This is a genomic window from Kitasatospora sp. NPDC002227 (assembly GCF_040296285.1).
Lineage (GTDB): Bacteria > Actinomycetota > Actinomycetes > Streptomycetales > Streptomycetaceae > Kitasatospora.
Genome location: NZ_JBEOWY010000021.1, coordinates 1 through 25,396, shown reverse-complemented (window position 1 = coordinate 25,396; position 25,396 = coordinate 1). Strand labels below are relative to the sequence as shown.

Annotated in this window: 23 protein-coding genes; 17 read left to right on the top strand and 6 right to left on the bottom strand. The window is 68.7% G+C overall.

Annotated features, from left to right (window positions below; translation table 11 throughout):
* The first annotated feature begins 69 nt into the window (after positions 1–69).
* The 10 genes from ABT095_RS19970 (at position 70) to ABT095_RS19925 (ending at position 12,289) form a co-directional block, all read left to right on the top strand.
* Positions 70–771, top strand: a complete 702-nt coding sequence (locus ABT095_RS19970; protein WP_350530777.1) for a hypothetical protein — start codon at positions 70–72, stop codon at positions 769–771.
* A gap of 71 nt (positions 772–842) precedes the next feature.
* Entirely contained in the window at positions 843–1,529 is a 687-nt protein-coding gene (locus ABT095_RS19965) for a rhomboid-like protein (protein WP_350530776.1), read from the top strand.
* A 180-nt stretch (positions 1,530–1,709) separates the two neighbouring features.
* Complete coding sequence (locus tag ABT095_RS19960; RefSeq protein WP_350530775.1) at positions 1,710–2,555, top strand: DegV family protein; 846 nt, start codon at positions 1,710–1,712, stop codon at positions 2,553–2,555.
* Between the two features lie 175 nt (positions 2,556–2,730).
* The gene (locus ABT095_RS19955) at positions 2,731–3,477 is read left to right on the top strand and encodes a ComEA family DNA-binding protein (protein WP_350530774.1); all 747 of its coding nucleotides are present in this window, start codon (positions 2,731–2,733) and stop codon (positions 3,475–3,477) included.
* A 127-nt stretch (positions 3,478–3,604) separates the two neighbouring features.
* Positions 3,605–5,518 carry a ComEC/Rec2 family competence protein gene (locus ABT095_RS19950; protein ID WP_350530773.1) on the top strand — a complete coding sequence of 638 codons (1,914 nt, stop codon included), beginning with the start codon at positions 3,605–3,607 and terminating at the stop codon, positions 5,516–5,518.
* A gap of 95 nt (positions 5,519–5,613) precedes the next feature.
* The gene (locus tag ABT095_RS19945) at positions 5,614–7,071 is read left to right on the top strand and encodes a site-specific integrase (protein ID WP_350530772.1); all 1,458 of its coding nucleotides are present in this window, start codon (positions 5,614–5,616) and stop codon (positions 7,069–7,071) included.
* 79 nt (positions 7,072–7,150) lie between these two features.
* The gene (locus ABT095_RS19940) at positions 7,151–8,977 is read left to right on the top strand and encodes a hypothetical protein (protein WP_350530771.1); all 1,827 of its coding nucleotides are present in this window, start codon (positions 7,151–7,153) and stop codon (positions 8,975–8,977) included.
* A 215-nt stretch (positions 8,978–9,192) separates the two neighbouring features.
* The gene (locus ABT095_RS19935) at positions 9,193–11,064 is read left to right on the top strand and encodes a hypothetical protein (protein ID WP_350530770.1); all 1,872 of its coding nucleotides are present in this window, start codon (positions 9,193–9,195) and stop codon (positions 11,062–11,064) included.
* The gene (locus tag ABT095_RS19930; protein WP_350530769.1) at positions 11,061–11,465 is read left to right on the top strand and encodes a hypothetical protein; all 405 of its coding nucleotides are present in this window, start codon (positions 11,061–11,063) and stop codon (positions 11,463–11,465) included. Before ABT095_RS19935 ends, ABT095_RS19930 begins: the two co-directional genes overlap by 4 nt.
* An 83-nt stretch (positions 11,466–11,548) precedes the next feature.
* Entirely contained in the window at positions 11,549–12,289 is a 741-nt protein-coding gene (locus tag ABT095_RS19925; RefSeq protein WP_350530768.1) for a hypothetical protein, read from the top strand.
* Between the two features lie 152 nt (positions 12,290–12,441).
* Here the strand turns inward: ABT095_RS19925 and ABT095_RS19920 are convergent, their stop codons facing one another.
* Positions 12,442–13,857 (bottom strand): helix-turn-helix domain-containing protein, encoded by a 1,416-nt coding sequence (locus ABT095_RS19920; RefSeq protein ID WP_502884932.1) that lies wholly within the window; start codon positions 13,855–13,857, stop codon positions 12,442–12,444.
* Between the two features lie 78 nt (positions 13,858–13,935).
* Between ABT095_RS19920 and ABT095_RS19915 the strand changes: the two genes are divergently transcribed.
* From ABT095_RS19915 to ABT095_RS19895, 5 genes are all read left to right on the top strand, one after another.
* Positions 13,936–14,157: a hypothetical protein gene (locus ABT095_RS19915; RefSeq protein ID WP_350530766.1), complete on the top strand. Its 222-nt coding sequence runs from the start codon at positions 13,936–13,938 to the stop codon at positions 14,155–14,157.
* On the top strand, positions 14,154–15,146 hold the full coding sequence (locus tag ABT095_RS19910; protein WP_350530765.1) for a Gfo/Idh/MocA family protein: 993 nt from the start codon (positions 14,154–14,156) through the stop codon (positions 15,144–15,146). Before ABT095_RS19915 ends, ABT095_RS19910 begins: the two co-directional genes overlap by 4 nt.
* Positions 15,143–16,393 (top strand): DegT/DnrJ/EryC1/StrS family aminotransferase, encoded by a 1,251-nt coding sequence (locus tag ABT095_RS19905; protein WP_350530764.1) that lies wholly within the window; start codon positions 15,143–15,145, stop codon positions 16,391–16,393. Before ABT095_RS19910 ends, ABT095_RS19905 begins: the two co-directional genes overlap by 4 nt.
* Positions 16,390–16,830 carry an NUDIX domain-containing protein gene (locus ABT095_RS19900; protein ID WP_350530763.1) on the top strand — a complete coding sequence of 147 codons (441 nt, stop codon included), beginning with the start codon at positions 16,390–16,392 and terminating at the stop codon, positions 16,828–16,830. The genes ABT095_RS19905 and ABT095_RS19900 overlap by 4 nt, the downstream gene beginning before the upstream one ends.
* A 141-nt stretch (positions 16,831–16,971) precedes the next feature.
* On the top strand, positions 16,972–18,039 hold the full coding sequence (locus ABT095_RS19895) for a hypothetical protein (RefSeq protein WP_350530762.1): 1,068 nt from the start codon (positions 16,972–16,974) through the stop codon (positions 18,037–18,039).
* A gap of 888 nt (positions 18,040–18,927) precedes the next feature.
* Here the strand turns inward: ABT095_RS19895 and ABT095_RS19890 are convergent.
* A complete protein-coding gene (locus tag ABT095_RS19890; protein ID WP_350530849.1) occupies positions 18,928–19,842 on the bottom strand; it encodes a helix-turn-helix domain-containing protein in 915 nt (304 codons plus the stop codon).
* Between the two features lie 87 nt (positions 19,843–19,929).
* Positions 19,930–20,160 carry a hypothetical protein gene (locus ABT095_RS19885; protein ID WP_350530848.1) on the bottom strand — a complete coding sequence of 77 codons (231 nt, stop codon included), beginning with the start codon at positions 20,158–20,160 and terminating at the stop codon, positions 19,930–19,932.
* A 142-nt stretch (positions 20,161–20,302) separates the two neighbouring features.
* On the opposite strand from ABT095_RS19885, the gene holA reads away from it, so the two are divergent.
* On the top strand, positions 20,303–21,298 hold the full coding sequence (gene holA / locus ABT095_RS19880; RefSeq protein WP_350530761.1) for a DNA polymerase III subunit delta: 996 nt from the start codon (positions 20,303–20,305) through the stop codon (positions 21,296–21,298).
* A 7-nt stretch (positions 21,299–21,305) separates the two neighbouring features.
* Here holA and ABT095_RS19875 read toward each other — a convergent pair whose 3' ends face one another.
* The 3 genes from ABT095_RS19875 to ABT095_RS19865 all read right to left on the bottom strand — a co-directional run bounded on the left by ABT095_RS19875 (position 21,306) and on the right by ABT095_RS19865 (position 23,182).
* Complete coding sequence (locus ABT095_RS19875; protein ID WP_350530760.1) at positions 21,306–22,106, bottom strand: hypothetical protein; 801 nt, start codon at positions 22,104–22,106, stop codon at positions 21,306–21,308.
* Positions 22,107–22,470: 364 nt separating this feature from the next.
* The gene (rpsT, locus tag ABT095_RS19870) at positions 22,471–22,734 is read right to left on the bottom strand and encodes a 30S ribosomal protein S20 (protein ID WP_350530759.1); all 264 of its coding nucleotides are present in this window, start codon (positions 22,732–22,734) and stop codon (positions 22,471–22,473) included.
* Positions 22,735–22,876: 142 nt separating this feature from the next.
* The gene (locus ABT095_RS19865) at positions 22,877–23,182 is read right to left on the bottom strand and encodes an antibiotic biosynthesis monooxygenase family protein (RefSeq protein ID WP_350530758.1); all 306 of its coding nucleotides are present in this window, start codon (positions 23,180–23,182) and stop codon (positions 22,877–22,879) included.
* Between the two features lie 210 nt (positions 23,183–23,392).
* On the opposite strand from ABT095_RS19865, the gene lepA reads away from it, so the two are divergent.
* Positions 23,393–25,264 carry a translation elongation factor 4 gene (lepA, locus tag ABT095_RS19860; protein ID WP_350530757.1) on the top strand — a complete coding sequence of 624 codons (1,872 nt, stop codon included), beginning with the start codon at positions 23,393–23,395 and terminating at the stop codon, positions 25,262–25,264.
* Positions 25,265–25,396 lie beyond the last annotated feature (132 nt).

Below are 25,396 nucleotides of genomic sequence, written 5' to 3'. Positions count from 1 at the left end.
TAGGCGTACGTCGTGCGGGTGCGGCGGGCTACGGTGGAGGCCCAGGCGAGCGGTGGAGGGTGACGGGCGATGGATGCGCTGGGCGTGGTGTTCGGGCTGATTCTGCTGTTCGGCGTGGGCGTGCTGACCCTGCTGTTGGTGGCCGGGGTCAAGGCCGCCAAGGCAGTGGCCGCCAAGGTCGACCAGGCCGAGGCCAACGCCCGCCGCACGGTCGAGAACGTCGCCCTGAAGGCCAAGAGCTTCGCCAAGCCCGGCGCCCAGGGGCAGCTCGCCGCCGTCCGGCTCGCCCTGCGCGACACCCTGGACAGCACCCGCAAGGTGCTGCAGGCCGGGCTCCCGCAGGACTCGCAGCTGGCCGACTCGCTCCAGCTGCTCGCCCGCCTGGACGCCCACGCCGCCGAGCTCGACCGCGAGCTGCGGATGCTCGAGCACGAATCCGACACCGCCCGGGTCGGGGCCAAGCTCCCCGAGCTGCGCGAGCGTGCCGACCGCATCACCCACGCCGCCGAGTCCATGCGCTGGGCCGCCCAGGACCGGCTCCACCGCCTCGCCGAGGACGAGCTCTCGCGGCTCGCAGAGGAGTGCGAGCAGGAGGCCGGGGCGCTGCGGCACTGGGACACCCCCGCCCCCGCCCCTGCTCCCGCCTCTGCCGCCGCCGACGCCCCCGCCGACGCCGCCGTTGCGGCGCCCAAGGGCCTGTCCTTCGGCCGGCAGCCGAGCGCGGAGGAGCTGCTCGGCCTCGGCAAGCAGCGGCTGCGCAAGGAGGCGTGAGGCCCTCGGCCTCCCGGTTGGTAGGGTCGGGTCGCCCCGTCCCGAGTGCCGACCCCGAACGGATCCCGCTGATGGCCCGTCGACTGCTGCGCGCACTCCTCGCCTACCCGAGCCGTTCGCCGTTCACCTTCGGGTTCGTCTGCCTGCTGCTGCTCACCCGGCTCTGGATCCTGTACGGGCTCCCGGCCGAGCAGTCCGCCGCTGTGCTGGCGCACGTCAGCACCAACCTGGACAACCTGGCCGACCACCCGGTGAGCGCACTGCTGGGCAGCGCCTGCTTCCTGGCCGGCAGCCTGACCGAGGTCACCTCGCTCGGCTTCGCCTCCACCGTGCTCACCTTCGGCCTCGGGGTCTGCTGGCTGCTGGCCCGGGCCGAGCGCCGCTGGGGCGGGCTGCGGGCCCTCGCGGTCTTCCTCGGCGGGCACGTCGGGGCGACGCTGCTCACCGCCGGGGTGATCGTGGTCGGGGTGCGGCAGGGCTGGTACGGGGAGGAGGTGCGCAGCACCCTGGACTACGGCATCAGCTACGGCTCGCAGACCGTGCTGGCCGCCTCGACCGCCGCACTGCCGCGCCGGGCGCGGCCGTGGTGGGCGCTGCTGGTGCTGGCCTGGCCGCTGGGCGGCGCGGAGTGGGGGAGCGGCCCGCTGCCGGACTTCACGACGGTGGGTCACCTGTGCGCGGCGCTGCTGGGGTTCGCGCTGCTGCTCGTCCGGCCGGAGGTCCGGTTCCGCTCGGCGGCGGCGATCGCCGAGGGCTGAGAGCCCTTCGGGGGAGTGGGGGCTTCCTCGGGCTGCGTGGGGTTTGGCCGGGCTTCCGCCGGCTTCGTCGGACTTCCTCGGGCTAGGTCGGGCTTGTTCGGGCTTGGTCGGGCTTCGTCGAGATTCATCGGGTGAGGGGGCTGCTGTCTTCTCGGCCGGGCGGGGAGTAACCTCCGCCTCATGCCCGACCACCTCGCAGTTGTCACCGATTCCACGGCGTACCTCCCGCAGGACGCCATCGACCGGCATCGGATCTCGGTGGTCCCGCTCAGCGTGGTGGTCGGTGACGAGGTGCTGACCGAGGGCGTCGAGATCTCCCCGAAGGACGTCGCCGAGGCGTTGCGAGCCAAGCGCCGCGTCACCACCTCGCGGCCCAACCCCGAGACCTTCGCCGCCGCCTACCGCGCCGCCGCCGAGGCCGGGGCGACCGCTGCGGTCTCCATCCACATCTCCGCCGAGCTCTCCGGTACGTACGAGGCCGCCCAGCTCGCCGCCGCCGAGGCGCCGATCCCGGTCGAGGTGGTGGACAGCCGACTGGTCGGCATGGCGCTGGGCCACTGCGTGCTGACCGCCGCCGAGGCGGCCGCCGCCGGGCTCGACGCCGCCGGAGTCGCTGCGGCGGCCCGGGAGCGTGCCGCGCTGACCAGCGGTTTCTTCTACGTCGACACCCTCGAGCACCTCCGTCGCGGCGGCCGGATCGGCGCGGCCCGGGCCCTCCTCGGCTCCGCCCTCGCGGTCAAGCCGCTGCTCCACCTCTCCGCCGGGCGGATCGAGCCGCTGGAGAAGGTCCGCACCGCCTCCCGGGCGATCGCCCGCCTGGAGGAGATCGCCGTCTCCCAGGCCGGGGACGCCCCGGTCGACATCGCCGTGCACCACCTCGCCGCCGAGGACCGGGCCGAACCGCTCGCGGAGCGGCTGCGGGAGCGGGTGCCGGGGCTGCGCGAGCTGCAGGTGAGCGAGGTCGGCGCGGTGATCGGCGCGCACGTCGGGCCGGGGCTGCTCGCGGTGGTCGTCGCGCCGCGCTGACGGGTCGCCGTCGGCTCGCGGGGAGCTCGCTGACGGCTCGCCGGCGGCTCGTCGGCGGTTCGAAACTAGGCCGTCCGAGTGAATCCTGGGGTGGGAATTATCCACAGGGCCGGGTTATCCACAGGTTTCTGACTGGTCGTCGGTTCTTGGCGGTGCTGCGCCTACCGTCCTCGGCATGAAGACGATGACCGTGGGCGGCGCCGGGCGCCGCGAGACCACCGAGACCGTGCGGGGGCGGATGGCCCAGCTGTTCGATCCCGAGGAGGACGGGCTCGATCCTCCGGCACCGTCGCCCGAGGCTCCGGAGCCAGGCCTTCGGCACGGGCTGCTGTTCGACCGAAGAGCCGTCCTCGGGCTGGCCGTCCTGCTGGTGCTCGCGGTCGGGTACGCCGTGCAGCACTTCTGGCTGGGCCGCCCGCAGCAGGTGGCCGTCCCTGCCGTGGTCCCGGCCGTGGTCCCGGGCTCGGCCGCAGCCTCGGCCTCGGTCCAGCGGGCGAGCCCGGCGGCCCGGGCCCCGGCCGAGGTGGTGATCGACATCGCCGGCAAGGTCCAACACCCGGGTCTGCGCGCGCTCCCCGTCGGTGCCCGCGTCGCCGACGCCCTCCGCGCGGCCGGCGGACTCCTGCCCGACGCCGACACCACCGGCCTCAACCTCGCCCGAGTCCTCACCGACGGCGAACAGCTCACCGTCGGCATCCCCGCCCCACCCGTGGCCCCAGCCACCCCCACCACCCCGCTCAACCTCAACCACGCCACCACCGAACAACTCGACGCCCTCCCCGGTGTAGGCCCCGCCCTGGCCCAACGCATCACTCTCTTCCGCCGCGACCACGGCGGTTTCCAGTCCCTCGACCAACTCCGCCAGATCACCGGCATCGGCGACCGCAAATTCCTCGACCTCTGCCCCCTGCTCACCCTCTGACCTCTGTTCGGCGAGTACCCCTTCCCCCAGGGGGCGCGGGCCCCGCCCGATCAACTGCCTGCGCGCCCAGCCGGAGAAGCAGCCGCACCCTCCCGCCGTCCTCGCCCCAACCTCAAGGAGGCCGCCCATGCAGACCGACCTCCGCCTGGTGCCCCCGGCCCTCGCCGCCTGGGCCGTCACCGCCGCCACTCTCGCCGTCCCCCCGGCCTACCGCCCGGCCCTCCCGCTCGCCGCCCTCGCCGCAGCCGCCACCGCCGTCCTCCTCCTCTCCCTCACCGGCCCCCGCCGCCGCACCGCGGCAACCGCCGCCGCCACCCTCCTCACCGCCGCCGCCGCGACCTTCACCACCCTCCTCCACACCGCCGACCTCCACCGCGGCCCCATCCCCGCCCTGACCAGCCCCACCGCCCCCAATGCCACCGCCACCACCGCCACTCAGCCCGACCTCTCCCTCGACCTCACCGTCGGCAGCGACCCCAAGCCGCACCCCGCCCGAGCCCAACCCCTCCTCACCCTCCGCGCCACTGTCGAGCGCGTCGACAGCCCCGACCTCCCGGCCCCCGTCCGCACCAGAACCCCCGTCACCCTGATGGTCCGAGCCCAGGACGTCCCCGCCTGGCAGCCCCTGCTCCCGTCCACCCGTCTCCGCTCGGCCGCCCGCATCCTCCCGCCCGACCCCGACCCCGACCGCCCCGACCGCACCCGAACCACCGCCGCCGTCCTCCTGGTCCGAGGCCCGCCGCAGATCCTGGCCCGCCCGAGCCTCCCGCAGCGCCTGGCCGGCCGGTTCCGCGCCGACCTCCGCCGCGCCTGCGACCACCTCCCCGCCGAAGCCAGGGGCCTGCTCCCGGGCCTGGTCGTCGGCGACACCTCCCGGCTCCCGGACGACCTGGCACAGGCGTTCCGGGCGACCGACCTCGGCCACCTCACGGCTGTCAGCGGCGCCAACCTCGCCATCGTCCTGACCGTCCTGGTCGGCTCCGCCACCCGCCTCGAGGAGCCGACCGAACTCGACCCCCTGCCCACCCGTCCCGGGCTGGCCGGAGCCCTCGGACTCTCGCTCCGGACCACCGCGATCCTCGGCACGGCCGTCACCCTCGCCTTCGTGACGATCTGCCGGCCGGACCCGAGCGTCCTCCGAGCCGCCGCCACCGGCCTGATCGGCCTGCTCGCCCTGGCCACTGGGCGGCCCCGCCAGGCCCTCACCGCGCTCGCCGGTGCCGTCCTCGCCCTCGTCCTGCTAGACCCCTACCTCGCCCGCTCCTACGGCTTCGTGCTCTCCGGCCTCGCCACCACCGGGCTGCTCACCCTGGGCCCGCGCTGGCAGGCGGCTCTGCTGGCCCGCCGGTGGCCGCGCCACCTCGCGGCGGCGGTGGTCGCCACGGCCGCCGCCCAGGCGCTCTGCGCGCCGGTCACCGTGCTGCTCGCACCGCGGGTGAGCCTGGTCGCCGTCCCCTGCAACGTGCTGGCCGAGGCGGCCGTGGCCCCGGCCACCCTGCTCGGGTTCGGGGCCCTCGCGCTAGGCCCGCTCTGGCCGTCGGCGGCCCGCTTCCTGGCCGACCTGGCCGCCGTCCCCACGGCCTGGCTGGCCGCCGTGGCCCGCCATGGCGCCGCCCTGCCCGGCGCCCAACTCGACCTGCCCGCAGGCCTGTTCGGTGCCGCCGTACTGGCCCTCGCCACCCTGGCCCTCAGCTGGGCCGCCCACCCCTTCGCCGCCAGGCGCCGCCCGCGCCGCCCGCACCCACCCCGCCGGGCCCTGCGGACAACCCTCCTCGGCACGGCCCTGACGGCCGCCCTCCTCGCGGTACTGCTCCGGCCGCCGCTGCTCACCCGGATCGCCACCGGCTGGCCGCCGAGCGGCTGGCGGCTGGTCATGTGCGACGTCGGGCAGGGCGACATGACGGTGCTTCCGGTCGGTGCGGCGGACGGCACCGCCGTGGTGGTCGACACCGGCCCCGACCCGGCCGCCGCGGACTCCTGCTTGCGCTCGCTCGGGGTGACCAGCGTCCCGCTGGTGATCCTCTCCCACTTCTTCTCTTGATAGTTTGAGACTGTCTCATGCCAGGCCATCTGACGAGATGACAGGTCAAGGAAACTCTGTTACTTCTTGCCCCTTGAAATGTCTCAGGGGGACTTGTGAAGCTCTTCTACGTGAAGCCCGACCTGCTTGACAGGCGGCCATACGCCGACGGACCTGATGCCGCGCAGGTACGGGACATGCTCGTTCATCGGGCCGTCCGAGATCGGACCCCGGTCTTCCTTGACTCGCAGATGAGGCCCATCCCGCACATCTCGGGCTGGTTCTACTCGCTCTCGCTCCGCAAGCGCGACCCGGAGACGATGAGGACCTACGCCTACATCGTTTTCAGGCTGGCCAACTTCTTGAATGAACGCGGGACTGACCTTCTGTCAGCAACCGAAGCTGATCTTGTGGCCTACCGGTACGCTCGCACCGAGCTGCAAGACACGCCATGTGACGAAGGAACCTGGGACCGCGAAGCCGGCGTCATCGACCAGCTCTACACCTGGCTGCGGGATCAGGACCTCATCAGACGTAAGCCCGTACGCCTGGTCAATGGTCGAACTCCGCTGACTAGCGGGCTTCGCCGGGAGATGGACATCCGTCACCTGACGTGCCAGCAGTACCTCTACTTCCGCGATGTCGGGTTCGGTGGGATGCTCCCCGACGGAACCGTGGACTATGACTTCCGCGGCACGAACACAACCCACCGAGGTCGGGCTGGCATCGAGACAGCCCTCCTCACTGGCATGCGCAAGACCGAATGGTCGACACTCCTCATCCCCGAGCTGGGCACCGGCTGGGGCAACCCACAGCACAGTGTCGAGTTCGACATCCAGGCATGCGCCAAGTACGGGCTTCATCGAACGGTCTACTTCCCCTTGGCCGCCCTGTACATGGTGGACCACTACCGACGGATCGAACGGTTGGAGGTCGCCCAGACCGCCGCCAAGATCTTGGCCAGAAAGGCCAGGACGCTCTTCGTCGTCACCTCGATCAACGCAGACCAAGGGAAGCTCACCGGGACCTACCAGGGGCGTCGCCGCACCTTCAAAATCTCGGCGATGCCACCCGCGATGCGGCGAATCACCGTCCACGAGACCGATATCGGCCTGGAATCAATGGCAGTATTCATCGGTCAGGGCGGCCTGATGCTTAGCAGCTCCGCCTGGGACAACTGCCGGCATGTGGCCTGGTCTCGGATGCAGAAGCATGCCGGCGACGGCACCCCGCAGCTCCCCCGGAAGCCCTGGCGCTACCACGATGCCCGCCATACATACGCCCTCCAGCTCCTCAAGCAGCTCTACCGCATGAAGTGGGAACGCGAAGGCCGCCTCCCTCCGACTCGGGAAGCTTCGCCAGATGATCACGTACTCTTCGGCCCGATCCTTCGTGTCCAGCGCCGACTAGGACACAAGCGGCTGGCCAGCACGCTTGGATACCTCCGATACATGGACGACCCGATGAACTACGTGGATGACGCCTTCCACGGGTGGACCGACCATGACGGAGCCACCTACGCCGAGATCGCGATCCAGACCTGGAACCTGGACCTGGAGGCAGCCCGTGCCTAGGCTCGGCGATCACAAGCCGGCACCGATGGTCTCGCCTGGCAGTACTCCCACGCTGCCACGCACGATCGGCCTGCGATCTGTGCACACACTGGGCCGTCGCGGCGAGAAGGTCGAGGTCGTTCTTGACCCGTCCCTCTACTCCTGCAAGAACCTTGTGGCCCAGCTCGCCGACGAGTGGGTAGCGCTGATCGCGGTATCGCAGCTCAGCGAAGCCACCACACGCGATTACAGAGCAGCCATCATCACGTTCGCCGAGTACGTGGATCAACACGCACCATCACCTGAACTGTGCTCGCTCGACGGCCCTAGGGATGACCTGGCCCCGATCGTCTACGAGTATGGCCGTCAGCTTCCTAGAAGCTACCCGCCTGGGTCTCCGCGACCGCACTCGCTTTCATCGAAACTCAGGGCGCTGATCAACTTCCGCCTCCAGCGCGAAGATGTCGACCTCCAAGGCGGCCTACGCGAGCTTCTAGCTTCCCGAAATCGAGTCCCGTCCGGTCGTACTACCGAGGTGGATGAGTTCTCCAGGAAGGAGAAGGCGGCTCTCGTACGCGAGGCGTGGGCAGTCGTCCGGGCGGCCGAGCAGCGCATCCGCGAAGGTGACCAGCTTGTAGCGGCAGCAAAAGGCCACCCAGATCAACACGGTTGGTGTGATCTCGGCAACCTCCTGTGGGCTGTCGGTCAGAGTGAGCTGATCCGTGAGGGTATCTCTACGAAGCTGCCCCCGCTTGCAGCGTGGACCGAGGACATGCATGCTCAGGTAGGTTCCCGATCCGAGATTCAGGCAAGGTACGCCAGGCGATTCCTCCTGCGTTCTCTTGTCCAGACGCTGTACCCGACAGCCGACGACATGCACGCCTTCCGCATTCTGCTCATCGCTGCTACTGGGCACTCGCCGGAGGAGATCGCTGGCCTCTGCATGAGTGACGTCGACTTCATCCAGTCAGGCGTTCGGCTTACCCTCACGAAGCGCAGGGCCAGGAGACGCGGAGCCCGACGCTTCGATGAGCCTGAGTCAGCTCTCCACACGGAGACCGGACGGATCAACGTTGTAGACCTCCTCCGCAGATTGATCGCCATCACAGAGCGAGCACGCGCCCTGACGGGGGCAGCGGAGTCGGCAAAGCTGTTGCTAGTGACCACCGTCCAACCCGACTTGTCGGTCAAGACGGTGCCGCTTCAGTCCGCAATGTCCCCCAAGGACCGCTTCCACGCATGGATCGAACAGCACAACCTGGCGATCTCCGAACCCCATGACATCCGTAGGCTACGGAAGTCGATCAAGGTGGAGAAGGCCATCGCCCGCAAGGGCTCCGTGGATCACGTTGCTGACGATCACACCCCTCAGACCTTCCTCCGAAACTACGCCCGCGGCACCACGCTGAGGGTAGTGTCCGGAAAGTTGATCACACAGGCTCAGCACGATTGGTTCGACAGGGCCGTCAGCGGGCCATCCGTCCTCGACGCGGAAGCCGAGGACAACTTGAAGTCTCCTGAGTCGCTCGATGCACTCCAACTGACTCGGGAGCAGGCGACCATGATCGTTGAAGGTGCCCTCAACATGGGCGTATGCGAGTGCAAGGACCCGTACAACTCACCCTTCGCGAAGAACGCCGGCGACCTGTGCCCCACAGCACCACTTAGTTGCTTGGAGTGCAGGAACGCCATCATCTTGCCATCGAACCTGCCTCAACTCCTCCTCTACGCTGACTTCCTGGACGGCCTCAGGAACCGGCTCTCGCCACCCATGTTCGAAGCAGTATGGGGCCAGCGCAGAGTCAATCTGCTAGCGGCCCTGTCTGAACGAACCCCAGAAGACCTCGACGCCGCACGTCAGCAAATCACAGTCACCGGCGACCGTCTGCAACTGCCCCTCGCTGCCTACGTGGAGTTCAACCGATGAGCCTTGTGCACCATCTCCTCAACCCGCACTCCAGTAGCTTCTTCGCGGACGACGAGCCGGTCCTCCAGTCCCACTCACTGACTCCAGGCGTGGATGTTCCACTCTTTGGGCAACGAAGCACGTGGTCCCTGCTCGCCACTCAAAGGCCGGCGAACACCCCTCCATCGGCCTGGGCGATCCCCCTTCGACTTCTTGATGGGCCATGGAACCTTCGGATGCGCGAGATTGCCATGGCCATGCTCAATCCGACTCACTCGTCTATTCTCACCCAGAGGATCAATCTCGGCGATGAGCCCGCTGGTGTAACTACTCTATTCGGACATACCTATCGAATGAAAGGACTCGCCATCTGGGCGAGTCGGAATAATTTGCCCGACGATCTGTCGCAGTGGCACTTGGCTGATGCTCGAAGGTTTATCGAGGAGAAAAGGGAGGCTGTTGATCCGACGTCTCTCGGTGCAAACATCTCGGTTGTGCGATTGCTATACCGGCTCTCCCGAGTCCTCACGGGCGGTGGACTGGTAGGAGATCCATGGCCGGGCATGACCTCCCGGGAGATTGCGGGAACCGTGGGCGGTGTTGCCGCGAGGACGAAGAACATTTCCCCAGAGGTTTGGTTTGCCCTAGTTAAATCAGCTTGGACTTATATTCATGAGTTTTCCCCTGATATTTTCGCTGCACGAGATAGCCTTCGCCGGCTTACAGATGGCGGAATTCGTGGATATACCGGATCAAGGAGGCGCCTGCGGTTGTATCTCGATGATCCCGACAGCTTGATCCCGCTACACACGGATGACCGAAATGCACCCGGCGGAACTCTCAATCAGAGCATGCTCCTTCTTCTCAGTGGCACGGTGGTCGATTCCAGCTACGAGAAGGCTCTCGGCGGCTCCATGGACAAGATCTACAGCATGATCAACGAAGGTCGAACGATGAGCGGCGGCCTGCTGAGGGAGCCCCGGCAGGTAGTTCGCCAGGACGGATCAGTCGGCCCGTGGCACCCGGGCTTCTCCAAGCGATCACTGTCCATGGAGCTTACGCAACTGCGGGCGGCGTGCTATATCTTCGTCAGTGCACTCTCGATGATGCGGGATAGTGAAGTTCGGGAGATTACGAGGGGATCGGTAGTCGAATACTATGGATCTCCTGCTGTGGTATCCAAGAAGCGAAAGCTCGACCCGGCGATCCCCACGGAACACTGGTGGATCATCGAGCCCGTGGCTGAAGCAATCAGCGTCGCAGAAAAACTCTCACTTCATGATGATCTGATCTTCTCGGCCAGGCCATTCCATCGGACCTCAGCGCTGGAGGAAGGGGTGGGGGAGTACTTCAATAGCGGCCTTGCTATCGGTCGCTTTATCGAGCAAGTGAACAGGCTGACTGCCTGGCATGGCCTGCATATCCCCTCGGGAAAGGCGGCTCCTCATCAATTCCGAAAGACTATGAGCATGCTTGTCGGAACGCATGATGGAGCAGAGATTGCCCTTGGTATTCAGCTCAAGCATGTGGCGACCCGAGCGCTATCAAACCGAGTTACCCAAGGCTATATGTCTACTGATGCCGAGTGGTCGCGGATGCTAGATTCCGCGATCGAGGATGCCCACTTCGATCGCCTCAAGGACTTCTACGATGACTACAAGGCCGGTAGGCCCATCGGCTTCGGTCCAGGTGCAGAGAAGATCATGGCTGAGTTCGCCATGCTTGAGAAGCATGCCGAGACCCTTCGGTCGACCGGAAGGGCCCGGAACGGAGATGCCCGGGTGGAGTACGACCTGCTGAGGAAGGCTCGGGTGCCTCTACGGTTTGGCAAGCTCAACCACTGCACCTTCGATGAGCGTGACCCAACGGGCGCCGTCTGCATCGAGAACGCGAGCATCGGGACCATCACCGAGCCGAGGCCGGACATGTGCCGCCCCGACCGATGCGCGAACAGCATCATCAGCCCAGCGCACATCCCAATCTGGTCAGCTGAACAAGCCAGTCTCACCAGGCAGATCGCGTCACCTAAGGTCGCCACCCCGCGGCGGCAGGTTCTTCTGCGTGAGCTCGAAGCCGTCAACAACGTGATCAAGAAGGCAGAGCAGTGAGCGAAGCGTCTGACGCCGCAGTACGGGCTCTCCGCGAGGCCATGCAGCGACTCATCGACGGCCGCCCGAAGGCGACCGACGGCAAGATGACCAAGGAGAACTTGTACCGCGAGGCCGGCGTCAGTCGCGCGACGATGAACCGCGCGACTCAGATCATGGCTGAGTGGAACGCCTATGTCGCCGAGAACGGCCGCCGGACCGTCGGCGAGTCCCAGCGTGACGCGGTGATCACCGAGCTGGAGAAGAAGCTCCGCGACAAGATCCGCGAGAACACTGGACTCCGCAAGGACCTGGAAGCAGCAGCAACAGTCATCGCCGCCCTCCACCACGACAACGAGGCCCTTCGAGCGCACATCGTCTCGCGAGACAACAACGTCGTAGCAATTGATCGAAGCCGATGACCGTGTGGGTGCCGGCCACCCAGTCGGCTCGGCCTTCGCGTGAGGTAGTCGAACTGGGCGTAAAAGGGACGTAACCTAGCGAAGTGAGTGAAAACGTCAGGATGCATGCACCAGGTCTATGGGTGCCGGGTCACGGAGTGGCCGTCGTGGTGGTTGCCCATGACGGCCAGATCCTCCTGCATAAGCCGTTCGCAGCTCGCGGCCGGACACAGCGGTGGTCGATCCTGTGGGACGGCATGGAGATCGGAGAGAACCCTCTCAAGGCAGCAGCAAGGATGCTGCACCGCCATGACCTCGGCACGGTGGAGCTGTCTGACCTCACCGCCGCGGCGTACCTGGACGATGCTCCACTGGCGACCCCAACGGTGGCGGTCTTCTCCGTCCCCTGGACCGCGTCCCGTTCCAACGTCAAGATGGCCGGGACGGCCGCATCCCTCTTCGTGGACCCGGAGGACATCTACGAGCTGGACGTCTCCAATGAGAGCCTGCTGGCCCTGAAGGCATATCAGGCATCGCTCCAGATTCCGGAGGCGCCCAAGAGGCGGCTTACTGACCTTCTGGCTGTATCTCCGGTGTGGTTCAGCAACGACCGGAATCACGACGTTGGAGAGGAAGCCAGGCAGAAGGCAGAATGGTCACGAGAGCTTCGGGATCTTCTGAACCGTCAGGACTGGCTAGGGCAGATTCTGGCGGACAAGGCGAACGCCGCCAGCCGGCGGTTGCTAACCGCAGCATCTTCCTTGCCAGCCGAGACGACCGTCGGCGAGCCGACCTTCCGGGACCTCCTCGGCCGCAGACCCGGCCGCGCACGCCGGCCTGGCTGACTTTGATGATCGGTAGAAGGTAGTAGTCCTCCTAGGCACCCGGATGGTCGCCAGCGACGTGGTCAACCACGAAGATGTTGTCCACCAAGATGCTCGTGGGAAGCTTGTCGCGGCGGCTTCCGCCCCCCGGACAGACACACGACCTGTTTCGACTACTTGAGCTCTGAGGCTCGTTCGCCCAGTTCCTGGACTCCTGGGACGTCACGCAGTCGGAAGAGCCGCGCTCGCATGTCATGGAGCGCGTCCTGGATCTTGACGGACTTGATGCCGTCAGCGCAGTCCACGAAGTCGCCCCACGAGGCGACGGCCCCTTCGACATCGCCCTGGCGTAGTTGGACCGTGCCGAGATCCGCGAGGACGATCGCGCGGGTCCGCTGGCGATCGAGTCCGTGGATTTCGAGTGCGTGGTGAAGGTGGTCCTGCGCGCTGTCGAAGTCGCCGAGTTGGGCGAGGATCATGCCGGCCTCGTGGGCCCAGCGCCCGATGCTGTAGTGCGAGGCCCAGGACTCACCAGGCGCTCCGCTGGCCCGCTCGATCGAGGTCTGGGAGGCTGCGAGCGACGCCGTGGCCGTCCGGCGGTCTCCGTCGATGGCCGCGGCGTTGGCGAGAGTGGCCTGGTAGTAGGCCAGCGCGCGGTGATCGTCCAGGCTCTTGGCGTGGTTGACGCAGTCCTCGGCGATTCGGACAGCTGTGGCCCGGAAGCCGAGGTCGATGGCCTGTACGGCGAGACCGCGGAGCGCGGTTGCGGCGAGTTCGGCATCGCCGGCCTCGGAAGCAAGCCGGAAGGAGTGGGCGTAGTACTCCTGCGCGGCGTCGGGGTCTCCCTGGTCCTGCGACATCCACCCTACGAGGTGGACGAGTTGAGATGCCGCAGCGTACATCTCCCGCCCGATGGCCTCGGACCAGGTGCCGTCCAGCCAGGTCGAAACCTCATCGTCGAAGTACCGGACGGCCACCTTGCGCGCGTGGCCACCACCGACCTCGGCTGCGACGTCGCCGAGTGACTTGGTCATCTTGCGGACGGCCGCAACTTCCCCCCGTCCCACCCTGACCGTGCCGCCGGCCTTCACGCGAACGCGGCGAAGCAGGCTCTCCGGGTCGGGAAGTCCCAGGGCCGCAAGCGCATAGGCGCTGGACGCGGCCATGAACTCTCGGCGCTCCACGTCCCTCCGTCCCAGCTCGATGACTGAGTCCACGGTATCGCCCAAACCGCCTGATCCAGGATCAGTTGGCGCTCCTACCTCATCATCTGGTAAGTCAAGATCAAGAACCTGAATGAGGCACGGCAGCCAGTACTTCGGGACTCGGCCCCCCTTCTCCCAGCGCGATACCTGATCGCGCTTCGGGCCTTCCCCACCTCGCCCCTCGGCGACGCCGAGCTCATGCCCCAGTCGCGGCTGTGACCATCCCCTGCGGAGCCGGGCCTTCCTGATCAGCTCGCCGATGGTCGCGCCTTCGGACACAGCGGCTCCCCTCCATTGGCCGACACAGGCCGACACTTGGCCGACAACTGGCCTACAGCCTGGCACCTTCTGCTCATCCGTGCACGGGCGTTGACTGAGAGTCATATACCAACCCGGTGCAGCCGACGAGAACGCGCTCTCCGGGCCGGACCTCCACTCCCACACCCGCCGGAGGGCACCGTCATGCCCCGATCCGTCACCGCCGACCGCGACCGAGTCGGCACCACCCTGGCAGCTGCCTGGGGCGCGCTCCACATCGCCGCCGCCTGCGCTCTGGGCCTCACCGTCCACGACGCCTACAGCCACACCTCGTCTGCTCCCGCAGCCGGGTCGCCCGACACCCCGGCAGACCAGGCCGCCACCAACGACCCGTCCACCACGCCCACGGAAGGGGCCATCGCATGAAACGGCGTGCCGCCATCATCGGCCTCGGACACCAGGCGATCGAAGACCACCTGCCCGGCCTCGCCGGCTCCAGCAGGGCCGAGCTGGTCGCCATCTGCGACAGCGACGCCGACCTCCTCCTGAGCCGGAAAGCCACCCTCGACGTGCCCGCGTTCACCAGCGTCCCGGACCTCCTGGCCACGACGGAGCCCGACTTCGTCGTGGTCGCCGTCCCGCACCACGCCGGCCGCCAGATCATCCAGGAATGCGCCGCCCGCGGCGTGCACGTCCTCAAGGAGAAGCCGTTCGCCACCTCGCCGGAGGAGGCCCGCGAGCTGGCCCAGATCTGCCGAGACGGCCAGATCGAGTTGATGGTCACGCTCCAGCGACGCTTCAACCCGATCTACAGCAGCGTCGTCGGCTTCCTCGACCAGATCGGCACCCCCTTCCTGGTCGACGGCCAGTACACCTTCCACACTGACACCCCCGGCGCGGGCTGGCGGGGAAGCATCGAGCAGGCCGGCGGCGGTTGCATCATCGACATGGGCTACCACCTGGTCGACCTGCTGCTGTGGTACTTCGGCATGCCCAGCAAGATCATCGCCGACTACTCCACCTCCGCAGTCCCCGACGCCGGATATGACGCCGAGGACACAGCGCTCATCCAACTCGCTTACGACACCGGCCTCTACGGCTCCCTGCTTCTCTCGCGGTGGATGGCCCCCAAGAGCGAGCGGCTGCACGTCGTCGGCACCCGCGGCTCTGTCCTCCTGACCAAGGGCAGCGTCCAGCGCCTCGACTTGGACGGCTCCGTCCTGGAGGAGCTGACCCGGCCGCACGCACCCGCCACCGCCGCCACCGCCCTCATCGACCACTTCTGCCGGGTCCTGGACGGGGAGCGCACCAATCTCTCCGGCCCCGACCAGCACCTGTCCCACGCCGCTTTCATCGCGTCCTGCTACGAGTCCAAGGCCGCCGGACGCTACGTCACCCCGAAGGAGCTGCTGTGACTCACCTCGCGCTGCTGGGCGGCACCGCCGCCGTCACCGCCACCGGCCCCCACTTCGAGTGGCCGCCGATCGACGCCACGACCCGCTCCAAGGTCGCGGCCCAGCTCGACACCGCTGTCTCCATCGCCGGCCGGACCGGGATCGTCGCCGACCTGGAGGACGCCCTCCAGGACTACTTCGGCGTCCGGCACGCCATCACCACCAGCTCCGGCACCGCCGCCCTCCACGCCGCCTACTGGGCCGCTGGCATCCGGCCCGGCGACGAGGTGATCGTCCCCGCCTGGACCTTCCACGCCACCGCCTCCCCGCTCTTCCAGCTCCGCGCCGTGCCGGTGCTGTGCGAGACCACCCCGGACGGCAACCTCGACCCCCAGCGGATCGCGGAGCTGATCACCCCCCGGACCCGAGCGATCATGGTTACCCACCTCTGGGGCAAGCCCGCCGAGATGACCGGCATCACCGCCGTCGCCAACGAGCACGACCTGGTCCTCCTGGAAGACGGCTCGCACGCCCACGGAGCCAGCCACAGCGGCCAGAAGGCCGGCACGTTCGGGCTCGCCTCAGCGTTCTCCCTCAACGGCCCCAAGACCCTCAGCGGTGGCGAGGGAGGCTTCATCCTCACCGACGACGACGAGACGTACTACCGCTCCATCGCCTTCGCCCACTACAACAAGCGGGCCAAGGACGAGATCCCGGCCGAGCACCCGCTCGCCCAGTACGCGGTCACCGGCACCGGCCTCAAGCTCCGCATCCACCCCCTCGCCGCTACCCTCGCCCACGACCAACTCGGCCGCCTCGACAGCTACCTCGCCGGACGCGCCGAGATCGCCCGCTACCTCACCCAGGCCCTCGACGGCGTCCCCGGCCTGGAGATCGCGCCGATGCCCGACAGCATCACCCCATCGTGGTACGGCCTCACGGTCACCTACCGCTCGGACGAGCTGAGCGGCCTCCCGATCGAGCGGTTCCACGAGGCCCTGATCGCCGAAGGCGCCAGCGAGTTCGACCGCCCCGGCTCCACCAAGCCGCTCAACCAGCTCCCGCTGTACCAGGCCCCGGGACGGCTGTTCCCCGGCCACCCCCATGCCCACCGGCACTACAGGGACGGCGACTTCCCCGTTGCGGAGGCTGCCTACGCGACCACGATCAAGGTCCCCGTCTGGCATCGTGAGCAGGATCTCGCGCTGGCCGAGCAGTACGTCCGCGCGGCGATCAAGGTGTCCGACCACCACAAGGAGCTGCTGTGACCGTGACCTCCCCCGAGTTCCTGGACGACCTCGTCACCAAGGCCAACGCCGACGGGATCACCGGCTTCGTAGCAGCCGCCATGATCATCCATGACGGCCGTACCCTCCTCGTCCGGCGCCTGCCCGACGACTTCATGGGCGGCTTCTGGGAGGTCCCCTCCGGCAAGGTGGAGGCCGGGGAGACCATCCTCGACGGGCTCCGCCGCGAGACCGACGAGGAGACCGGCCTCACCATCAGCCAGATCACCAGCTACATCGGCCACTTCGACTACTCCGACAGCGACGGCATCGGCACCACCCGCCAGTTCAACTTCGCTGTCACCGTGGAGAAGGCGGAGCCGATCATCCTCACCGAGCACGACAGCTTCATGTGGTGGGCACACCCCGACGAGCTGCCCCAGGTGAGCGACGAGGTCCGCGGAGTCCTTATCCGTTAGTACGGAAGCGCCGCCCGCGTTGCAGAGACTCTGCCGCGCGGGCGGCAGCCGGCTCCAACGATCCACGGGGAGCAGGCCACCTGTCAGGGGCCGCGCGTATCCTCATCAAACTGTGGGGAGTGCCGTGCTCGGGAGGACCAGATGAAGCCGGATGACCTGTTCGTACAAGAGCCGGGCGGATGGGGCGGGGGCTTCGAGAAGCACCTGAACTACGACCTGCTGAACGATCTCAGGCGCGGCCCCGGTCTCTCCCACCGGGATGAGGACGTTGCCTACCACCTGCTCTGCCTCATCGAAGCCGAGATAGCTACCAACGAAGAGCACAGCTCGTTGGACGATCAAGAAGTGGCTGACGCCCTTCGTTGCCTCGACACCATCCTCGGCCGACTCGGCATACTCCATCGACTCCCGTTCCGAACCCGCCGCGGATACTGGGAGTACGACCGTGAACGCGGCGGACAGAGGGACATCGCGGATCTCTGTCAGCCGATCCTCGCCGAGCTAGCTGACCGCGAGAGGAGCCTCTCAACAGCTGGCTATCGAGGTCTCAACGGCGACCTGAAGAACGTCATCTTCGCAGCAACGTACAAGCCCGAGATCGTCATGGTCGATGTCGCCCAGGGGATCATCGCCATTACGAAGAACGCTGAGCACTGCCTCACGTACGACCGGGCGATCACGGCTGCCGGCCTCACCATGCAGGACCTGATCGAGTGGTGGGGGCGCCGCGACGAGAACTTCCTGCTCAGTACCGACAGTCAGATCGCTCGACTTCAGGCGCGACTGGAAGCCTCCTGCAACCCCAAGAGCGAGCCTGAGCGTGAACTGCTCCGCTTCTACTGGCAGTTGGCGGAGCGTAGAGGATTCGGCGCCATGCCGGCGATCCTGCCGCAGGTGTACCTCCATGACGACCCGCTGACTCAGAAGGCGCGAGACATGAAGGGCGGACGAGTGCTCGACAGCCAGGTCCGCGACTTCATGATGTTCCTCCCTGGCGGCCGGAGGGTCGTCCTGGAGATCGACGGCAAGGAGCACTACGCCACCCAGGACGGTCGGGTGGATGCATCCGCCTACGCAAAGACGGCGAGGGATAGCCGGCGGCTCACCCTTCACGGCTACGAGCTGTACCGGTTCGGGGGGTTCGAGTTCGCCGCCAGCGAGGAGCCGAGGAAGCTGCTGGGCAAGTTCTTCGCCGACCTCATCGTCTGAGGTGAGGGCGCCAGTGGCTGTTGGGGTTCGGAAGCGGCGGGTACTCCAAGCGCCCTTCCTCGGGGCGCTGGGGACTAGCGGTGCACGGGAAATGGTCAAATGTGACCTTCGTCACAGTCAATGGTGGGATGGGTGTCTCATTCTGTGCCCCCAACGCCGTGCGATCGACTGGGCGCCCAGAGCAGTAAGGCTAGGACTGGCCGATGGGCAGATGTCTCATGAGACATACCGAGTGTGGAGAACAGACCCACGCGGACCACGCCGAAGGCCTGCCGGGGGTGTTCCGGGGGCGCAGCGTGGGTGCACTCCAGGTCACCGCAGCGGGCCCGCCGAGCGGTGAGCAGGCGCGGGTGCTCGGCTGGGCCGCGGCCGCGCGCGTCCCGGTGGTGTACGCCCGGCAGGGCGAGCGCCGCACGGCCGGGCCCGAACTCTCCTGGGAGGTGCTCTGGCCGTCCGACCGGCCCACCGGCGATCCGGCCGGCACCAACAACTCCAGCGTCAGCCTGCTGGCCACCCTCGGCCCGCCGCAGGCCGCCCTGCACCTGGCCCTGCTCGGTGATCTGGAGGCTCCGGCCCAGTCCGCCCTCCGCACCGCCTGGCCGGCTCCCACGGTGGACGTCCTCAAGGTCGCCCACCACGGCTCCGCCAGCCAGGACCAGGCCCTGACCGCCGCCCTCAACCCCAGACTTGCCCTGATCTCCTGCGGCCCGGACAACCCCTACGGCCACCCCTCCGCCCGCACCCTCGCCGACCTCCACGCCCTCGGCACCACCGTCCTGCGCACCGACACCTCCGGCGACATCGCCGTCCTCGGCACCCCGGCCACCCTCCACGCCGCCACCCACCCCCACCGCCGCGCCACGGCGGCGGCCCGCGCTCCGCCCCTGGCTACACCCCTGGCTGCACCTCTGCCGCGAGGGCGGCGAGCAGCCAGTCGTGGGCGGCGCCCATGGTGGGGCCGGCCGTCGGGTCGAGGGCGGCCACGAGGTGCCAGTAGCGGCTCATCACGGGGTCGGCGGCCTGGGTGAGGACGGTGCTCAGGCGGTGGCGGAAGGCGGCGGTGTCCCGGGTGCCGTGGGAGGCGGCGTGGGCGGCGACGAAGCAGTCGAGCGCGTCTCCGGTGCCGGGGGAGCGGTCGGCGGTGAGGTCGGTGGCGGCCAGGGCGTACGCCTCGGCGAGGCCGTCGTAGAGAACGGCCGGGCGCGGGCCCTCCTCGGGGCGGGCGCTGCCGGGGCGGCAGAGGTCCGGCCGGGCGCCGGAGGTGAGGGCGTGCAGCCGGGCGAAGGCGAGCACCTGGTCCGGGGCCGGGTCGGCGGGCAGGGCCGGTACCGCCGCGTCGATGATCGAGGAGACCAGCCGGGCCGGCAGCCGCACCGGCAGCACCAGCCGCCAGAACCGGGCCACCGCGTCCGTACTGGGCGGGCTGGTCACGGCTCCGACCAGCCGCAGCCGCTCCGCCCGCTCCTCGGGCGGGCAGTCCTGCAGCAGCCGCAGCGCTGCCTCGCGCCAGCGCAGCGCGGTCAGTTGGGAGCCGAGCTCGCGCAGCTGCCCGGCGATGACGTCGGTGAGGGCGTGCTCCTGGTCGAGCACCCGCTCGACGTCGGGCACCGGCAGGTCGAGCGTGCGCAGTGAGCGGATCAGCCGCAGCCGCTCCAGCGCCTCGGGCCCGTACCGGCGGTGCCCGCCGCTGCTGCGGCCGGCCTCCGGCAGCAGCCCGCGGTCGGAGTAGTAACGGACGGTCTTCACGGTGGCGCCCGCCCGTTCGGCGAGTTCCCCGATGCTCCACAGGTCCTCGGACAGCAACACCGGCCCCTCCCTCGGCTACCTGGTTCACACAGCGGGGGCGTGCGGTGGCCCGCACACCCCCGGACGGCCCTGGCGAGGGCGACCCTAGTCCTCCTCCCGCCAGCCGTCGTGCTCGGCGGCGAAGGAGTCCAGGGCGCTGAGCAGTTGGGTCGTCCAGCCGTCCTCCTCGGGGGCCTCCAGGACGACCAGCCACTGGGCGTCCTCGGCGTCGTCCTCCCCGGCGAGGGAGTCGCGGACGATCTCCACCTCGCCCAGGTCCGGCCAGCGGGCGGAGAGCTCCTCCAGCGCGGTCTCGGCGGAGTCGCGGTCGGGCATGACAAGCAGTTGACGGGAGTAATTCGTGGTCACGGCCCTATTCTCCAGCCCGCCCGTACGGACCGGTGACCACCCCTCCCGGCCGCCCCTCGCGGCCGCCGCGGCCAGGAGCTGTCGGCTCCCCGTGCGATCCTGGTAGGCGATGGCCAGGAAGAGTGCACCCGACGACCTGCTCGCCCCGCTGACCCTCGCGGTCGGCCAGGAGGAGCTGCTGCTCGACCGCGCGGTCGCCCAGGTGGTGGCCGCCGCCAAGGAGGCGGACCCGGACACCGACGTGCGCGATCTCGCGCCCGGCGCGCTGCAGCCCGGCGGGCTGGCCGAGTTGACGACGCCTTCGCTGTTCGCCGAGCGCAAGGTGATCGTGGTCCGCGCCGCGCAGGACCTCTCGGCCGATTCGGTCAAGGAGGTCAAGGCGTACCTGGAGGCCCCGGCCGAGGAAGTCATCATGGTGCTGGTGCACGCCGGCGGCGCCAAGGGCAAGGGCCTGCTGGACGCGGGCCGCAAGCTCGGCGGCCGCGAGGTGGCCTGCGCCAAGCTGACCAAGGCGGGGGAGCGGCTGTCCTTCATCAAGGGCGAGTTCCGCACCCTGGGCCGCTCGGCCACCCAGGAGGCCTGCCAGACCCTGCTGGACGCGCTCGGTGGCGACCTCCGCGAGCTGGCGGCGGCCTGCAGCCAGCTCACCTCCGACGTCGAGGGCACCATCGACGAGTCCGTGGTCGCCCGCTACTACTCCGGCCGCGCCGAGGCGACCGGCTTCGAGGTGGCCGACCTGGCCGTGGCCGGCCGCGCCGCCGACGCGCTGGAGCGGCTCCGCTGGGCCCTCGCCGTCGGCCAGCCGCCCACCGGCATCACCTACGCCCTGGCCTCCGGCGTCCGCAGCATCGGCCGCCTGGCCACCGCCCCGCGCAACATGCGCCCCGGTGACCTCGCCCGTGAGCTCGGCATGCCGCCGTGGAAGGTCGACCGCGTCCGCCAGCAGATGCGCGGCTGGACGGGCGACGCCGTCGCCACCGCCCTCACCGCCATCGCCCAGGCCGACGCCGCCGTCAAGGGCGGCTCCGACGACCCGGCCTACGCCCTGGAGCGCGCCGTCGTCGCCGTGGCCCGCGCCGCCCGCTCCGGCGCCCGCCCGTACTGACGCCAGGTCAGTCCGCCGTCGCGGTCGGGCCGAGGGCGCGCAGGACGTCCCGGGTGTCCATCATCAGTGCCTGGCGGACGGTGTCCCGGTCCGGTGGCGCCGAGTGCCCCTCCTGGTAGGAGCCGGACCAGCTCAGGTAGTAGGTGAGCCCGCCGTCGCGCACGTAGAGCACCTGCGTGAGGTAGTGCCAGGTGCGGTCCGAGGAGCTCGGGTCGTCCAGGAAGCCGACGTACGCCTCCTCGCCGATCGCCGGCACCTCGGTGATCTGGTACTTGCGCTGCCGCAGGCTCTCCCGCTGGGCGGCGAACTCCGGTGCGGGGTCGACCTCCTTGTGGAGCTCGGCCTCCGCGTAGAGGGAGTAGTAGTCGGAGTCCCCGGAGCTCTTCTTGAGGTACTCGCTGCAGTACATGTCGTCCAGCGCCGGATGCCGCGTCGAGTAGTGGTACGGCTGGCCGGACTGCGAGGGGTAGAGCTGGCTGAACCGGTTGAACCGGGCCGTGGCACACAGGTCGGCGACCAGGTGGTACCCGTGCAGGCCGGGCGCCCCGGTGTCCGGCGCGACCATGGCCGGCACGGTGAGCACCGCCGTGGCCCACACCGCCGAGGCCACCACCGCTCCGCCGACGCCCCACCACAGCCCGCGTCGGCGCGAGGGACGCCGGGGCGCGGGTGGCAACACGGGCGCGGGCGGTACCACGGGCGGGGGCGGCGGCCCGAAGGAGGAGACCGGCCCGGGGTAGCCGTAGCCCGAGGCGGGCGGGGGCGGCGGCACCGGTACGGCGGAGCCGGTGTCCGTGGGTGTCGACATGCTGCGCCCCCAACTGGCTGCCTTGAGCTGACCAGCGAACCCTACCGGTGACCGGACGGGTACGGAACGTGAGTGGCCCGGCGCGTCACCCACCAGGTCTACCCCTGTGGGGGAGCCGGGACGCGGGGGTGCCGGGAAAAGCAAGAGGCCCCCAGTGGGTACTGGGGGCCTCTGAGGCTTACCGCTGCGGCCAGGGACTACCGTCGGAGACGATAGGCGTGGCGAACGCAGGCCGCGTGCGGCACGGAGAGTCCGTGTGCCTCAGGTCTCCGGGTAGAGGGCCGGGTTGACCTGAGGGGGTGTCGACGGAGGCGGGTAGAGGGCCGCCGGCGCGCCGACAGGTCCGGCGTGAGCCGGAGCCGAATCAGGCAGCAGCGTTCGCGATCTTGGTGATCGCGGACTTCTTGTTGGCGGCCTGGTTGGCGTGGATGATGCCCTTGCTGGCGGCCTTGTCGAGCGCCTTGGAGGCGGCACGGGCCAGCACGACGGCCTTCTCGGTCTCGCCGGCGGCAGCGGCCTCACGGGCCTTGCGGAGGGCGGTCTTCAGCGAGGACTTGACGGCCTTGTTGCGCAGGCGCGCCTTCTCGTTGGTCTTGTTGCGCTTGATCTGGGACTTGATGTTCGCCACGAATGAGCCTCAGTCTGTGAAACGGGTCTGGATTGAACGGGCTGCACCGACGGCCCGGTCTGCTGAGAGGGCATGCCGAAACCAGGTGCAGCGCCCCACGCTACCAGGGGACACCGAACGTCCCCAAACCGGCGGGCCGCGGCTAGGCCCGCAGCACCGGTGCGCCGAAGTGCTCGACCGTCGGGAACGGCGAGTAGAAGTGGTGCAGCAGGGCCCGCCACTGCTGGTACTCCGGGGAGCCGCGGAAGCCCTCGGTGTGGTCGGCGAGGGTCTCCCACCCCACCTGGAGCAGGAAGCGGGAGCCGCCGCCCTCGTCCAGGCAGCGGCGCAGTTCCAGTGAGCGGAAGCCGGGCTGCCCGGCGATCAGCGGCCGGGCCTCGGCGAAGGCGGCGAGGAACTCGTCCTCCCGGCCGGGGAGGACGTCGAGCAGGGCACTCTCCAGGATCATGCGACCTGATCCTCGCCGATCACGGCGGCGTACGGAAGTGCCGACCGGCGTGCGGAAGAGCTGACCGGCGAGCCGCTCGCCGCTCGTGGGAGAATGGGCGGAACCATGTCGATCGGACGAGACCGTCCGGTCTCCGGGCACCCGATCAAGTGACCACCCGGTCAACTGAACCGGCACCCGGCCCCCGGACCAACGGAGAATCGGACCAAGGTGCCCGCGACCCCCAGCAATGTGCCAGAGCCCAGCCGTACCGACCCGGCGCTGATCCGCAACTTCTGCATCATCGCCCACATCGACCACGGCAAGTCGACCCTCGCCGACCGGATGCTGCAGATCACCGGCGTCGTCGACCCCCGGCAGATGCGTGCCCAGTACCTCGACCGGATGGACATCGAGCGCGAGCGCGGCATCACCATCAAGTCGCAGGCGGTCCGCCTCCCGTGGGCGCCGAAGACCGGTGAGCAGGCGGGCACCACCCACATCCTGAACATGATCGACACCCCCGGTCACGTGGACTTCACGTACGAGGTGTCCCGCTCCCTCGCCGCGTGCGAGGGCACCATCCTGGTGGTCGACGCGGCCCAGGGCATCGAGGCGCAGACCCTCGCCAACCTGTACCTGGCGCTGGAGAACGACCTCACGATCGTCCCGGTCCTGAACAAGATCGACCTCCCGGCCGCCCAGCCGGAGAAGTACGCCGCCGAGATCGCGCACATCATCGGCTGCGACCCGGACGACGTGCTCAAGGTCAGCGCCAAGACCGGTCTGGGTGTCGAGGACCTGCTCGACCACCTGGTGGAGAAGATCCCGGCCCCGGTCGGCGTCAAGGACGCCCCCGCCCGCGCGATGATCTTCGACTCGGTCTACGACTCCTACCGCGGCGTGGTCACCTACGTCCGAGTGGTCGACGGCCAGCTCACCAAGCGCGAGCGCATCGCGATGATGTCCACCGGCGCCACCCACGAGCTGCTGGAGATCGGCGTCATCTCGCCCGAGCCCAAGGTCGCGGACGGCCTCGGCGTCGGCGAGGTGGGCTACATCATCACCGGTGTGAAGGACGTCCGGCAGTCCAAGGTCGGTGACACGATCACCTCGATGCACAAGGGCGCCACCGAGCCGCTGGGCGGCTACAAGGACCCGCGTCCGATGGTGTTCTCCGGCCTCTACCCGCTGGACGGCTCAGACTACCCGCTGCTGCGCGACGCCCTCGACAAGCTGCGCCTCAACGACGCCGCGCTGGTCTACGAGCCCGAGACCTCGGTCGCGCTCGGCTTCGGCTACCGCTGTGGCTTCCTCGGCCTGCTGCACCTGGAGATCATCCGGGAGCGCCTGGAGCGCGAGTTCAACCTCGACCTCATCTCCACCGCCCCGAACGTGATCTACCGGGTGGTCATGGAGGACGGCACCGAGCACACCGTCACCAACCCGAGCGAGTTCCCGACCGGCAAGATCGCCGAGGTGTACGAGCCGATCGTGCGCGGTACCATCCTGGCGCCGAACGACTTCGTCGGCGCGATCATGGAGCTCTGCCAGGCCCGCCGCGGCATGCTCCAGGGCATGGACTACCTCTCCGAGGACCGCGTCGAGCTGCGCTACACCCTGCCGCTCGCGGAGATCGTCTTCGACTTCTTCGACCAGCTGAAGTCCAAGACCCGCGGCTACGGCTCCTTCGACTACGAGCCGATCGGCGAGCAGACCGCCAACCTGGTGAAGGTCGACATCCTGCTGCACGGCGACGCGGTGGACGCCTTCTCCGCGATCGTGCACAAGGACAAGGCCTACAACTACGGCGTCATGATGGCGGGCAAGCTGCAGAAGCTGATCCCGCGCCAGCAGTTCGAGGTGCCGATCCAGGCCGCCATCGGCTCCCGGGTGATCGCCCGTGAGACCGTCCGCGCGATCCGCAAGGACGTCCTCGCCAAGTGCTACGGCGGTGACATCTCGCGTAAGCGCAAGCTGCTCGAGAAGCAGAAGGAGGGCAAGAAGCGCATGAAGATGGTCGGCCGGGTGGAGGTCCCTCAGGAGGCCTTCATCGCCGCGCTGTCCACCGACGCGGACGCCCCGAAGGACGCGAAGAAGTAGTCCTGACGACGCAGGACGGCGCAGGGCCCGGAGCGATCCTTGGGTTCTAGTGGTCGTCGCAACACCCCAGCTCAAGGGGTGCGATGGACTTCGAGATCCGTGAGGACCGGACACCGCAGGGTCCTCGGAAGC